Annotated in this window: 10 protein-coding genes and 1 pseudogene; 7 read left to right on the top strand and 4 right to left on the bottom strand. The window is 64.1% G+C overall.

Annotated features, from left to right (window positions below; genetic code table 11):
- Nucleotide 1: 1 nt before the first annotated feature.
- Nucleotides 2-1,420: a sodium:proton antiporter gene (locus tag ABIA45_RS12635; RefSeq protein WP_404655662.1), complete on the bottom strand. Its 1,419-nt coding sequence runs from the start codon at nucleotides 1,418-1,420 to the stop codon at nucleotides 2-4.
- A gap of 210 nt (nucleotides 1,421-1,630) precedes the next feature.
- Nucleotides 1,631-2,503 carry an NAD(P)-dependent oxidoreductase gene (locus tag ABIA45_RS12630; protein ID WP_404652221.1) on the bottom strand — a complete coding sequence of 291 codons (873 nt, stop codon included), beginning with the start codon at nucleotides 2,501-2,503 and terminating at the stop codon, nucleotides 1,631-1,633.
- A 182-nt stretch (nucleotides 2,504-2,685) separates the two neighbouring features.
- On the opposite strand from ABIA45_RS12630, the gene ABIA45_RS12625 reads away from it, so the two are divergent.
- The 7 genes and pseudogenes from ABIA45_RS12625 to ABIA45_RS12595 all read left to right on the top strand — a co-directional run bounded on the left by ABIA45_RS12625 (nucleotide 2,686) and on the right by ABIA45_RS12595 (nucleotide 9,638).
- Nucleotides 2,686-3,123 carry a VOC family protein gene (locus ABIA45_RS12625; RefSeq protein WP_271547248.1) on the top strand — a complete coding sequence of 146 codons (438 nt, stop codon included), beginning with the start codon at nucleotides 2,686-2,688 and terminating at the stop codon, nucleotides 3,121-3,123.
- Nucleotides 3,124-3,176: 53 nt separating this feature from the next.
- Nucleotides 3,177-4,314, top strand: a pseudogene (locus ABIA45_RS12620) (Mrp/NBP35 family ATP-binding protein).
- Nucleotides 4,315-4,520: 206 nt separating this feature from the next.
- Nucleotides 4,521-5,609, top strand: a complete 1,089-nt coding sequence (locus ABIA45_RS12615) for a TRAP transporter substrate-binding protein (RefSeq protein WP_157282349.1) — start codon at nucleotides 4,521-4,523, stop codon at nucleotides 5,607-5,609.
- Between the two features lie 166 nt (nucleotides 5,610-5,775).
- The gene (locus ABIA45_RS12610; protein ID WP_271547247.1) at nucleotides 5,776-6,864 is read left to right on the top strand and encodes a TRAP transporter substrate-binding protein; all 1,089 of its coding nucleotides are present in this window, start codon (nucleotides 5,776-5,778) and stop codon (nucleotides 6,862-6,864) included.
- Between the two features lie 257 nt (nucleotides 6,865-7,121).
- Entirely contained in the window at nucleotides 7,122-7,466 is a 345-nt protein-coding gene (locus ABIA45_RS12605; protein ID WP_275500216.1) for a hypothetical protein, read from the top strand.
- Between the two features lie 107 nt (nucleotides 7,467-7,573).
- On the top strand, nucleotides 7,574-8,248 hold the full coding sequence (locus ABIA45_RS12600) for a response regulator transcription factor (RefSeq protein WP_157282346.1): 675 nt from the start codon (nucleotides 7,574-7,576) through the stop codon (nucleotides 8,246-8,248).
- A gap of 1 nt (nucleotide 8,249) precedes the next feature.
- Nucleotides 8,250-9,638, top strand: a complete 1,389-nt coding sequence (locus ABIA45_RS12595) for an ATP-binding protein (RefSeq protein WP_271547245.1) — start codon at nucleotides 8,250-8,252, stop codon at nucleotides 9,636-9,638.
- 345 nt (nucleotides 9,639-9,983) lie between these two features.
- Here the strand turns inward: ABIA45_RS12595 and ABIA45_RS12590 are convergent, their stop codons facing one another.
- Both ABIA45_RS12590 and ABIA45_RS12585 read right to left on the bottom strand, forming a co-directional pair.
- Nucleotides 9,984-11,270, bottom strand: coding sequence for a M20/M25/M40 family metallo-hydrolase (locus tag ABIA45_RS12590; RefSeq protein WP_271547244.1), 1,287 nt, complete (start codon nucleotides 11,268-11,270; stop codon nucleotides 9,984-9,986).
- A 119-nt stretch (nucleotides 11,271-11,389) separates the two neighbouring features.
- Nucleotides 11,390-13,045 (bottom strand): TRAP transporter large permease subunit, encoded by a 1,656-nt coding sequence (locus tag ABIA45_RS12585; RefSeq protein WP_271547243.1) that lies wholly within the window; start codon nucleotides 13,043-13,045, stop codon nucleotides 11,390-11,392.
- Nucleotides 13,046-13,048 lie beyond the last annotated feature (3 nt).

Below are 13,048 nucleotides of genomic sequence, written 5' to 3'. Positions count from 1 at the left end.
ATCATCTGAAGAAAACGAGCGTGACCAACCCGAAGACCGGCAGCAGCAGGACGGAGGTCCAGGCCATGTATCCGAAGAAGCCGGGCATTGCGACACCACCCGCTCGGGCAATTGCGTACACCATGAAATTGGGCGCGTTGCCGATGTAGGAGTTTGCGCCCATGAATACCGCCCCTGCGGAAATCGCGGCAAGGGTGAGGGCGCCGTTCGTCATCAGATGCTTGGCATCGCCTCCGGCGAGCTCAAAGAAGACCAGATAGGTCGGCGCATTGTCGAGAAAGGATGAGAGCAGGCCGGTCAACCAGAAATATGCGGCATTGTTCGGCGTGCCGTCGGCGTTGGTGACCATGTTTACGACGGGGGCAAACGCGCCGGATTTGCCGGCGTTGAGAATCGCGAGCACGGGAATGATGGTGATGAAGATCGCGGCAAACAGCTTTGCCACTTCGATCATGGGGCCCCAAGAGAAGCCGTTCGCGTCGTGGTCCTCCTTCGAGGTGACGGCGAGAGATGCGAACACGACTCCGATCATCACAGCATCGCGCAGGACATTCTGCAGCTGGAGGTGCGTGCCGAGAACTTCAAATCCGCCGAGGTCCAGCTTGGCACTCAAGAGGATCGCAGCGACGATGACTCCCATCAAAGCGAAGTTGAGGCCGCCGCTGATCCGCAAGGGATTGTCCGGAGTTGGGTCCGGTTTGACGCGGCCTTCCTTGCGATAGAAATAAGTGTCGATGCAAAAGAACAGGGCGAGCAGAATCCAGGCTGCGAACGTGGTCTGGGGGAACAGGTGAGTCGTCGTCCAGAAGAAGTCCACGCCGCGCAGAAAACCCAAAAAAAGCGGCGGATCTCCCAGCGGCGTGAGCGAGCCGCCGATGTTGGATACCAGAAAGATGAAGAAGATCACGACGTGCGCGTTGTGCCGCCGATCGTCATTGGCGCGGATCACCGGTCGGATCATGACCATTGAGGCGCCGGTCGTGCCGATGACGCTCGCGATCAGAGTGCCGAGAGCGAGCAGCAGCGTATTCAGGACGGGGGAGCCGTGAAGATTGCCGCGCACCACGATTCCGCCGGCGACGGTAAACAGAGCGAGGAGCAGCAGAATGAACGGGACGTATTCGAGCAGCGCCGTATGAACGAGCGCTTGGACGGTTGGAAGCGGGCCGTACCAGATTGCAAGCGGCAGCGCGATCAGGGCGGCCCACATCGCGGCAATCTTGCCTTGGTGATGCTCCCAGAAGTGAGGCGCTGCGAGCGGAAATATGGCGATCGAGAGCAGCATCCCCGCGAATGGAAGCGCCCATTGCGGGCCAATGCTGGCACCATCGAGCGATGCGGCAAGCGCCTGCGCGGGAGATCCAACCAGAATCAGGAGCGCGACCGGGAGCAGGCGCGCGATGAGCCGGGATCGCCGCACGCCCAAACCTGCGGCGATCCTGGCGGTTCGGAGTCGAAGCTCCGGCGCGAATTCGACGCGGGCAACAGCAAGGATGGCGGCGATCACGCTAAGCAAGGCTCCCCCCGGAAGTCTATGGTTGTTTCGGTCGGCGCTTGACAGAACCTCGTCGCGGTCGAGGTCGCGACGAAGTTCAAAGCCGGCTACGCCGAACCAGGCCGCAACAGAGCGTCAGCGTTGCAGGCGTGCGAGCAGGCTCGACGTATCCCAGCGCTTGCCGCCCATCTTCTCGACCTCGGAATAGAACTGATCGACCAGCGCGGTCACCGGCAGATTGGCGCCGTTGCGGCGGGCTTCGGCCAGCGCGATCGAGAGGTCCTTGCGCATCCACTCGACCGCGAAGCCGAAATCGTACTTGTCCTCGTTCATGGTCTTGTATCGGTTTTCCATTTGCCAGGACTGGGCGGCCCCTTTCGAGATGGTCTCGATCACTGCGGCGACGTCCAGGCCGCTCTTCTTGGCGAAATGGATGCCCTCGGAGAGGCCCTGCACCAGACCGGCGATGCAGATCTGGTTGACCATCTTGGTCAGCTGGCCGCTTCCGGCGGGCCCGAGCAGCTTGCACATCCGCGCATAGGCGCCCGTGATGATCGGCTCGGCGCCGGAATAGGCGTCCTGCGCGCCGCCGCACATCACCGTCAGCACGCCGTTCTCGGCGCCGGCCTGGCCGCCGGAGACGGGGGCGTCGACGAATTTGAAGCCGGCTTTGACGGCGGCTGCGTCGAGCTCACGAGCGACCTCGGCGGAGGCAGTGGTGTGGTCGACGAAGGTCGCACCCTTCTTCATGCCGGCGAAGGCGCCGTCGGGGCCGATCGTGACCGCGCGCAGATCGCTGTCGTTGCCGACGCAGCACATCACGAAATCCTGCCCCTCGGCGGCGGCCTTCGGCGTCGGCGCGGTCTTGCCGCCGAACTTGTCCGCCCATTCCTTCGCCTTGGCCGCGGTGCGGTTGTAGACGGTGACCTCATGGCCCCCTTTTTTCACGAGGTGTCCGGCCATGGGGAAGCCCATCACGCCAAGACCGAGGAAAGCGACTTTAGCCATAGTGGTACCTTGTCCGTAGTTCGGGTTTACGGTTCTTGCCAAGCGAGGGATGCCTGGGTTCCGCGGTGAGGGCGGACCGGAGGCGCACCATAAACCCTTGAGGCCAGAGGGCAACGGCTTCGTTTGGCAGCCTACCGTGCTAGGGTGGCGACCCAAGGACTTCAAAACAAGGGAGCGAGAGCATGGGCGGCGTGAGCGTGGGCGTCCTCGATCATTTCAACATCCGGACCCGGAATCTGGCCGAGACCGTCCGCTTCTATGAAGACGTGCTGGGCCTGGAAAAAGGCGCGCGGCCGAACTTCGCCTTCCCGGGCGCCTGGATGTACAGCGAGGGCAGGCCGGTGGTTCACCTCGTCGACATTTCCCCGACCGACGAGCCACAAAAGCCGGATTCCGGCGTTGTCCACCATGTCGCCTTCGCCAGTCGCGGCTTTGACGGTATGAAACAGCGGCTGGCGTCAAAGAAGATCAAGTTCGAGGCCCGCCAGGTGCCCGGTGGCGATCTCTGGCAGATCTTCGTCCACGACCCCAACGGGGTCATGATCGAGCTGAACTACGAGGCTGCCCTGGAGCAGGGGGAGGCGCCGGCCGAAAAGACGGACGATATCGGCAGACAGTAGCCTTTTGGGCGTTTCCGCTCTAATGGGGCATCCTCAACTGCAGGAGATGCGCTTTGAGCGTGACGCAGCAACAGGTTCTCGATAGCCTCGCCAGGGTCCAGTCGCCCCGCGGGGTCGCGCTCCCCCATGCCAATGTGCTGAGCGCGATCAGCGCCTCCGACGGCAAGGTGTTCTTCTCGATCAATGTCGACGCCGCCGAGGCAAGGGCCTGGGAATCCGTCCGGGCCGAAGCGGAAGCCGCCGTGCGCAGCATTCCCGGCGTCACCACCGTCATGGTGGCGCTGACCGCCGAGCGCAAGCCGGGCTCCGCCGCCGCCGCCACCCCCGCAGCCGAGCCGCGGCGCGCCCGGCGTGCAGCCGGCCCATGCCCACAAGCCGCCGCAGGGCGGTGGGTCGCCGATGGCGCGGCAATCGGAAATTCCCGGCGTTGCCGCCGTAATCGCGGTCGCCTCCGGCAAGGGCGGCGTCGGAAAGTCGACCACGGCGCTCAATCTGGCGCTCGGCCTGCGCGACCTCGGCCTCAAGGTCGGGCTGCTCGATGCCGATATCTACGGCCCCTCGGTGCCGCGCCTGACGGGCCTGCGCGACAAGCCGGAGCTGAACGACGAGCGCAAGATGATTCCGCTTCGGCGCTTCGGGCTCGCGATCATGTCGATCGGCTTCCTGGTCGAGGAGGAGACCGCGATGATCTGGCGCGGCCCGATGGTGATGTCGGCGGTGACGCAGATGCTGCGCGACGTCGAATGGGGCAAGCTCGACGTGCTGGTCGTCGACATGCCGCCGGGCACCGGCGATGCCCAGCTCACGCTGGCGCAGAACGTGCCGCTCAAGGGCGCCGTGATCGTCTCGACCCCGCAGGACCTGTCCCTGATCGACGCGCGGCGCGGGCTTGCCATGTTCAAGAAGGTCAACGTGCCCGTGCTCGGCATCGTCGAGAATATGAGCTACTTCCAATGCCCGCATTGCGGCACCAAGTCGGATATTTTCGGCCATGGCGGGGCGCGGCACGAGGCCGAGAAGCTCGGCGTCCCATTCCTGGGCGAGATCCCCCTGCACATGGCGATTCGCGCCACCTCGGACGCCGGCAATCCCGTGGTCGACAGCGAGCCGGACGGCCCTCATGCGGCGATCTACCGCGCCATTGCCGGCCAGGTCCGGGACCAGCTCAAGGGTGTCATCGCCGCCGCCTGAATGGGGTCGCCGCGGCAGGCTCCGGGTCATGCGACTTTCGTAGAGCCCCGTCATGCCATTGTCGCGTTCCGAAACCGGGCTGGCCGTGTTAAAGGCCCCCCGCAGTCAAGCCCCTTCGGTTCGACGCGCCCTCAACGCGTCGCCGGAACGAGCGGCGGCAAGAAGAGAAGTCAAGGGGAAACGCCCCAGCAAGGAGAGACCTGAAGATGAAGCGTCGTGATTTTCTCAAAGTGTCGGCAGCAGGCGCGGCGGCGACCGCGGTGGCCTCGCCGGCGATCGCGCAATCCTCGCCCGAGGTGAAGTGGCGCCTGACTTCGAGCTTCCCGAAGTCGCTCGACACCATCTATGGCGGCGCCGAGCAGGTGGCGAAGTACGTCGCCGAGATGACTGACAACAAGTTCCAGATTCAGGTGTTCGCCGCCGGCGAAATCGTCCCCGGCCTCCAGGCGCTCGATGCGACCTCGAACGGCACGGTCGATATGTGCCACACCGTGTCGTACTACTACGTCGGCAAGGACCCCACCTTCGCGATCTTCGCCTCGGTGCCGTTCGGCCTCAATGCGCGCCAGCAGAATTCGTGGCTCTATCAGGGCGGCGGCAACGAGCTCGCCAACGAGTTCTTCAAAAAGTCGAACGTGATCGGCTTCCCGTGCGGCAACACCGGCACCCAGATGGGCGGCTGGTTCCGCAAGGAGATCAAGACTGTTGCCGACCTCTCCGGCCTCAAGATGCGCATCGGCGGCATCGCCGGCCAGGTGCTGCAGAAGGTCGGCGTGGTGCCGCAGCAGCTCGCTGGCGGCGACATTTATCCCGCGCTGGAAAAGGGCACGATCGACGCCGCCGAGTGGGTCGGCCCCTATGATGACGAGAAGCTCGGCTTCGCCAAGGTCGCCAAGTACTACTATTATCCGGGTTTCTGGGAGGGCGGTCCGACCGTCCACGCCTTCGCCAACCTGGAAAAGTTCAATGCGCTGCCGAAGAACTACCAGGCGATCCTCACCAACGCGACGGCGACCGCCAACAGCTGGATGGCTGCGCGGTACGACATGCAGAACCCGGCGGCGCTGAAGCGCCTGGTCGCTGGCGGCACCCAGCTGCGTCCGTTCACCAACGAGGTGCTGGAAGCCTGCCTCAAGGCGACCAACGAGCTGTGGGCCGAGGTCTCCGGCAAGAACGCCGACTTCAAGAAGTCGATCGAAGCCATGCAGGCCTACCGCTCCGACGAATATCTGTGGTGGCAGGTTGCCGAATATACCTACGACAGCTTCATGATCCGCTCGCGCACCCGCGGCTGATCTACGGCTTAGGTCGTAAGACCGGAAAGGCCCGGCCTCGCTCGCGAGGCCGGGCTTTTTCTTTGCCGCAGTGAAATCGGGATGGCATTCGGTCCCGTGATGTTCCATGCTGTCGGCAAGCCTCGCAAAGAAGGCTCCACAATTAGGTCCATCAGGGTAGGAAATCATGAAGAGAAGAGACTTCATCAAGGTCACAGGACTTGGTGCGGCCGGCGCCGCCACGCTCGCGGCTCCCGCGATCGCGCAGTCGTTGCCGGAAATCAAATGGCGCATGCCGACGAGCTGGCCGAAATCGCTCGACACGCTGTTTGGCGGCGCCGAGATGATGTGCAAGATGGTCGCCGAGGCGACCGACAACAAATTCCAGATCCAGATCTTCGCGGCCGGCGAAATCGTGCCGGGCCTGCAGGTGCTCGACGCCGTGCAGAACGGCACCTGCGAGATCGGCCACACCGCGTCCTATTATTATTTCGGCAAGGACCCGACCTTCACCTTCGGCTCGGCCGTGCCGTTCGGTCCCAACATGCGCATCAACCAGGCCTGGTACATGCTGGGCGGCGGCCGCGACGTGCTCAACGAGTTCTACAAGGGCTACAACGTCATCTCGCTGCTCGCGGGCAACACCGGCTGCCAGATGGGCGGCTGGTTCAGGAAAGAGGTCAACACGCCCGACGATCTCAAGGGCATGAAGTTCCGCATCGGCGGCTTCACCGGCCGCGTGCTCCAGAAGCTCGGCGTGGTGCCGCAGCAGCTCGCCGGCGGCGATATCTATCCGGCGCTGGAGAAGGGCACGATCGACGCCGCCGAATGGGTCGGGCCTTATGACGACGAGAAGCTCGGCTTCTACAAGATCGCGCCGCACTACTACTATCCCGGCTGGTGGGAAGGCGGTCCGATGCTGATGGCTTTCGTCAACCTCGATAAGTGGAACGCGCTGCCGAAATATTACCAGAGCGTGCTGGAGCAGGCCGGCCACTACGCCAACAATTACATGATGGCGCGCTACGACAACGCCAATCCGCTGGCGCTGAGGAAGCTGCTGGCGGGCGGCACCAAGCTGCACGCCTTCTCGCCCGCGATCATGGATGCCTGCTACAAGGCCGCCAAGGAGCTGCACGCCGAAGTCGCTGCGACCAACCCGAACTTCAAGAAAGTGAACGACTCGCTCGCCAAGTTCACGAGCGACGGCTATTCCTGGTTCCAGGTCGCCGAGGTCGGCTACGACATCTTCATGGCGCGGCGCTCGCAAAGTTGATCGCCCTTTGCATGCAGCGTCCCGGAGCCATGGCTCCGGGACGCTGTCGTTTCGGCGTTCGAAGGGCGTCCAAACAAAAGCTGCAAAACAACCCCATGCACAGTAGACGGGGACAGGTTTATCAATGACTTGGCGGCGCAGCGCAAGCTTTCTGCTGAATTACCGAACTCCCGCTTGATGCGTCGGGCAAAACAGTGGTAGAAGCCGATGATCGCAGAATCCGCATTGCGGCTCGGCTGCCAGGCCCAGGGGATCCGATGAGCTTCGATCCCGATCAAGTTCAAAGCGCATTGCGCCGGGCGTGGTCGCTGTCGACGGCCAGCCAATGGACGGCGAGCAATCCGGCGGCAGGACAATGCAACGTCACCTCGCTGCTCGTTCACGAGCTCTTCGGCGGCGACTTGCTGAAGACGCCTCTTCCCGCCGGCGATCATTTCTACAACCGGATCGGAGGCGAGCGGTACGACTTCACGGCGTGCCAGTTTGATCAGCCAATCCCCTATGTGGATTTGACGGCCAGTCGGGCCGAGGCAGAGCTGGGAGCAACGGACGACCAGCTGGCTGCGCTCAGAGCGGCCTTCGAGGGGCAGCGTACCCCTTGACTGGTCAGTCGTACGCTTTTTCGCTGGCCGATGCGCTCGGAATGGTGGAAGAGAGCACCGATGCGGCGCGAGCCGTGCGATGACACCGGGCTATCAGCGGATATGCGATGCGGCTTCTGATCGTCGAGGACAATGCGGAGCTGTCGCGGCTCGTGGCTGGTGGGCTGGCCGCAGCCGGCTATGAGAGCGACATCGTGGGCAGCGCGGCCGAGGCGCGCGAGGCGGTGAACAGCGTCAGCTATGCCGCGATGATCCTCGACCTCGGCCTGCCCGACGGCGACGGCCTGTCGGTGCTGCGCGAGTTGCGTCACCAGATGGAGCCGCTGCCGGTTCTGGTGCTGACTGCGCGCGGCGGCTTGCAGGACCGTGTCACCGGCCTACGCAGCGGCGCCGATGATTATCTGGCAAAACCGTTTGCGATGGAGGAGCTGGTGGCGCGGCTGGAGGCCATCTTGCGCCGCCCCGGCCAGTTGCTCGGCCGCTCGCTCACTCTCGCCAACCTCGTCTATGACACCGAGAGCCGGCAGATCTTCGTCGACGACCAGCCGCGGATTATCTCCGCGCGCGAGACCTCGGTGCTCGAGATCCTGCTGCGCCGACAGGGGCGGGTGGTACCGAAGAAGAACGTCGAGGACCACATCTTCGGGCTCGACGGCGAGGTCGCCTCCAACGCGGTCGAGGTCTACGTGTCACGGTTGCGCAAGCAGCTGACCGAGCACGGCGCCAAGGTTGTGATCCATACTATCCGTGGCGTCGGCTATCTCATGACCGAGGAGAAATAACGTGCCCGCCGCGGGCCGTGCCGGATCGCTGACCTTCAAATCGCTGATCTCGCGCATCGTGTTCCTGCACATCGTCGCGGTCGCGGTGGTCGCGATCTTCCTGCCGCTGGTGTTGTTCTGGCTACTCAACTCCGAGATCGACCAGCTGCATCGCGATGCCATGCGCGCGCAGGCCGAGGTGCTGGCGGAGCGCATCGTCGCGCAGCCGGACGGCACGTTGACCTTCAACCTGCCCGACAGCCTCAAGGGTCTTTATTCGGACGCTTACGGCCGCTACCAGTTCGACATTCGCGATTCCGACGGAAGATCGCTGTTCTCCTCGCACCGGCGTTCCGCCGCTGCGGCGCCATCACGCTTCTCCGAGACCATCTCCGGCGCCGGCGTCACCCGGGACATCGCCGGCAGGACGGTGCGCATTCAAGTCGCCGAGGACCTCGCGCACCGCGACGTCATCATCGACGACATCATCTCGAACTTCTTCCGGCGGGTCGGCTGGATCACCATCCCCATCCTCCTGGTCCTGCTTGCCACCGACATCATCATCTTCCGCCGCGCGATCGCGCCGCTGTGGAAGGCATCGCAGGATGCCAGCAATATCGGCCCCGCGCGCACCGATATCCGGCTGCCGACGGCGCGGATTCCGCGCGAGATCGTGCCGCTGGTCACCGCCGTGAACCAGGCGCTCGACCGCCTCGAGGCCGGCTTTCGCGTGCAGCGGCAGTTCACGGCGGATGCCGCGCATCAATTGCGCACGCCGCTCGCAATCCTGCGCACGCGGATCGAGACGCTCGGCGACGGCGCCGAACGGCAGGCGCTGCATGCCGACATCGAGGCCATGAGCCGGATCGTCGCCCAGCTGCTGGAGATCGCCGAGCTCGACACCCTGGTGCTCGATCCCGGCGAGACCGCGGATTTGCGCGCCGTCTGTGCCGAGGTGGTCGGCTCGATCGCCCCGTTCGCGATTGCCCAACGCAAGGACATCGCGCTGAAGGGCACCGACGCGCCGGTCCTGATCCACGGCAATTCGGAGATGCTGCAGCGCGCGGTGTTCAATCTTGCCGAAAACGCCATCAAGTTCACGGCGGAGGGCACCACCGTCGAGGTCGAGGTGGGGGAGGACGGTTCGGTGCGCGTGCGCGATTCCGGCCCGGGGATTGCGGAGGCTGAGCGCGAGCTGATCTTCCAGCGCTTCTGGCGCGCCGACCGCCGGCGCAGTGACGGCGCGGGGCTAGGACTCTCGATCGTGCGCGCCGTGGCGGACGATCACGCCGCCACGGTCGCGGTGCAGAACCTCCCCGGCGGCGGTGCGGAGTTCACGCTGCGGTTTCGGCTGGCGAACAAAACTACCTCTTTACCCTCTCCCCTTGTTGTGCAGGGCAATCGCATATGACTTGTGGCGGCGATCTGCGCGCACGCCTCGTCCTTCGAGACGGCGCTGACGCGCCTCCTCAGGATGAGGCTAATCAGGGTCGGTGCCCGTTGAACGGCTGCCGCGCACTCCGTCCTCATCCTGAGGAGCCCGCCTAAAGCGGGCGTCTCGAAGGATGGCCGCAGCGAAGAACTTCAAATGCCTTAGTGCTGCCTAGTGGGAGAGGGTGGCGCGCCGCGTAGCGGCGAGACGGGTGAGGGGTTCTCTCCGCGAGTCTCACTCTCAATTGAATTCGCCGAGAGAGAGCCCTCATCCGGCGCTTCGCGCCACCTTCTCCCACAAGGGAGAAGGAAAGACGCGGAGCCGCTATTTCAGCTTGCCGGTGGACAGGTCCATGATCATGCGCGTCGTCAGATAAAGCCGCGGCACGATGCTGTCGATCTGCACATATTCGGCGTCGTTGGAGTGCGCGCCGAAGCTCGACAATCCCATGCCTTCCACCACCGCTCCTTTGGATTGCAGCGCGGCGAAAGCCGCGTCGGTGCCGCCGCCGATGGCCTTCTCGTCGACCTTGAGGGTCAGTCCGATCTCCCCATAGATCGTCTTGCCATAGGCCGCCACCCGGCGCGAGGCCTCGCTGGGTTCGAGCGGCGGGCGCCGCACCTCGAACTTCAGCTCGACCCTGGAATCGGGCAGCAGGCGATTCTTGATCTTGTCCTGCAGCGCCTTCTGCAACTCGTCGAAGTCGGACACCTTGAGCGCACGTGCGTCGGCCTGGGCCGTGGCCTCGGCAGGGATCACATTGCGGTTGGTCCCGGACTTGGACACAGTCCAGTTCAGCTTCAGGCCCTGCTCGGGCTTGGACAAGTCCTTCATCTGCAGCACCTGGTGCGAGAGCTCGTACAGCGCATTCACGCCGCCTTCGGGCCGTGCGCCGGCATGTGACGACTTGCCATGCACGGTAAGATAGGCCGAGCCGATGCCGCTGGTGGCGAGGCGCAGCGTGCCGTCGGTGCCGCCGCCCTCGAACGAGAACACCACGTCCTGATCCGAGGCAAGCTTGGTGATGGTGCTGCGCCAGCCGGGCGAGGAGATCTCCTCGTCGCCGTTCGTGAGCACTGTGAGCGTGCCGTAATCCCTGAAGTTCAGCTTCTGCAGCAATGCCACGGTATGGAGAATGAGCGCGATGCCCTGCTTGTCGTCGGCAATGCCGAGCCCGTAGGCCTTGTCGCCGTCGATGCGGAACGGCTGGTCCTTCAGCATGCCCTTCAAGTACACCGTGTCCATGTGGGCAATCAGCATGATCTTCTTGGACCCCGTGCCCTTGAACACGGCGTGCACGGCCGGCCCGATCTTTTCGGGGGTGTCGTCGAGGCGATAGATGTCAGTCGGCTGCAGGATCTCCACCGTGCCGCCGAGTTGCTTGAGCTGACCGGCAATGCGCTCGGCGATCTGGTTCAGGCCTTCGATGTCCTTGCTGCCGGATTCGATGTTGACGAGATCGCGCAGCGTGTCGAGCAGCGGCTGCTGTTCCTTCTGCGCCAGCGCATGGACGTCGGCGACCAGCTCGGCCTGCACCAGCGTTGCGGCAGACAGCCAGAGTGAGGCGATCAACGTTCCAAAGAACGTGGAAGAGGGGTGCGATCGGGGCATGAGCGGCCATCCATGCGGGGTGGGGGGACGGCCGGTATGCCTCCGATTTCGCTGCTTGTCACGCGCCGAGGCGCGTCATGCGCCGCGATAGCGGAGCATGACGGCGAGCCTTGTTCCCGCTACTTCTGCGGTGGGCCGAGATCCAGCGGCGGCAGCTCGATCTGCGGCACCTCGATCTTGATCGTAGAGGGATCGATGTTCGTCTGCACGCCCTTGTAGTGCATCACCATCGATGGGAACGCGATCACGAGGCCGACCATGATGATCTGGATGACGACGAAGGGCACCGCGCCCCAATAGATCTGGCCGGTGGTGACGGGGTCCATCCGCTTGCCGGTGACCCGATCGGTGTATCGCTCCTTCGGCGCGACGGACCGGAGATAGAACAGCGCGAATCCGAACGGCGGGTGCATGAACGAGGTCTGCATATTGACGCCGAGAATGACGCCGAACCAGATCAGGTCGATGCCGAGCTTCTCGGCCGCCGGTCCCAGCAGCGGGATCACGATGAAGGCCAGCTCGAAGAAGTCGAGGAAGAAGGCCAGTACGAATACGAGCGCGTTGACGAAGATCAGGAAGCCGATCTGGCCGCCCGGCAGCGAGGTGAGCAGATGCTCGACCCAGACGTGACCGTTGACCCCGTAGAAGGTGAGCGAAAAGATGCGGGCGCCGACCAGGATGAACACGACGAAGGCCGACAGCTTGGCGGTCGATTCCGTGGCCTGCCGGATCAGGTCCCAGCTCAGCCGCCGCTTCACGGCACCTAGAATGAGGGCGCCGGCGGCACCCATCGCACCGCCTTCGGTCGGCGTGGCGATGCCGATGAAGATGGTGCCCAGCACCAGGAAGATCAGGAACAGCGGCGGCACCATCACGAACGTGGTTTGCTGCGCCATCTTGGAGAGGAAACGGAATCCGGTCAGCTTATCCACCACCCAGTTCAGCACGGCGACGGCGAATGCGAAGATGATGCCGTAGAACATGCTGAGCACGACGTAATCGGCGCCGCGAGTGGTTGAACTGCGCATCATGAACCATCCGAATGCGCAGCTCGCGAGGAACAGCACACCGAGCGAAACGAGGCCGCGATCGCCGTTGTCTTCGCGGAAGCCGATGGCGTCCTTCGGCAGGCCGGGCGTCGCCTTCGGCCAGATCATGCTGACGAGGAAGGCGTAGAGCGCGTAGAGGCCGGCGAGCACGAGGCCCGGGATGAAGGCGCCTTCGTACATGTCGCCGACGGACTTGCCGAGCTGGTCGGCCATCACGATCAGGACGAGGGAGGGCGGAATGATTTGCGCGAGCGTGCCGGAGGCGGCGATGACGCCGGCGGCCACGCGGCGATCATAGCCGTAGCGCAGCATGATCGGCAGCGAGATCAGGCCCATCGAGATCACGGATGCCGCGACCACGCCGGTGGTCGCAGCGAGCAGCGCGCCGACGAAGATCACGGCATAGGCGAGGCCGCCGCGGATCGTGCCGAACAGCTGGCCGATGGTGTCGAGCAGGTCCTCGGCCATGCCCGACCGCTCCAGCACCAATCCCATGAAGGTGAAGAAGGGGATCGCGAGCAGCGTGTCGTTGTTCATCACGCCATAGACGCGCTCCGGCAAGGCCTGGAGGAAGTCGGGGTGAAACTGGCCGAGCTCGACGCCGATGATGGCGAAGAACAGGCCGACGGCGCCGAGCGAGAATGCCGCCGGATAGCCGAGCAGCAGCATGACGACCAGCGACACGAACATGATGGGCGCCATATTGGCGATGATGAATGCGGTCATGGA

The sequence above is a fragment of the Bradyrhizobium sp. USDA 336 genome (assembly GCF_044908355.1).
GTDB lineage: Bacteria > Pseudomonadota > Alphaproteobacteria > Rhizobiales > Xanthobacteraceae > Bradyrhizobium > Bradyrhizobium yuanmingense.
This window is presented reverse-complemented; position numbering and strand designations above follow the sequence as displayed.

Coding starts and splice junctions, on each gene's coding strand:
- ABIA45_RS12630 (WP_404652221.1), bottom strand. CDS start 2,503: ATGGCTAAAGTCGCTTTCCTCGGTCTTGGCGTGATGGGCTTCCCCATG.
- ABIA45_RS12625 (WP_271547248.1), top strand. CDS start 2,686: ATGGGCGGCGTGAGCGTGGGCGTCCTCGATCATTTCAACATCCGGACC.
- ABIA45_RS12615 (WP_157282349.1), top strand. CDS start 4,521: ATGAAGCGTCGTGATTTTCTCAAAGTGTCGGCAGCAGGCGCGGCGGCG.
- ABIA45_RS12610 (WP_271547247.1), top strand. CDS start 5,776: ATGAAGAGAAGAGACTTCATCAAGGTCACAGGACTTGGTGCGGCCGGC.
- ABIA45_RS12605 (WP_275500216.1), top strand. CDS start 7,122: ATGAGCTTCGATCCCGATCAAGTTCAAAGCGCATTGCGCCGGGCGTGG.
- ABIA45_RS12600 (WP_157282346.1), top strand. CDS start 7,574: ATGCGGCTTCTGATCGTCGAGGACAATGCGGAGCTGTCGCGGCTCGTG.
- ABIA45_RS12590 (WP_271547244.1), bottom strand. CDS start 11,270: ATGCCCCGATCGCACCCCTCTTCCACGTTCTTTGGAACGTTGATCGCC.
- ABIA45_RS12585 (WP_271547243.1), bottom strand. CDS start 13,045: ATGACCGCATTCATCATCGCCAATATGGCGCCCATCATGTTCGTGTCG.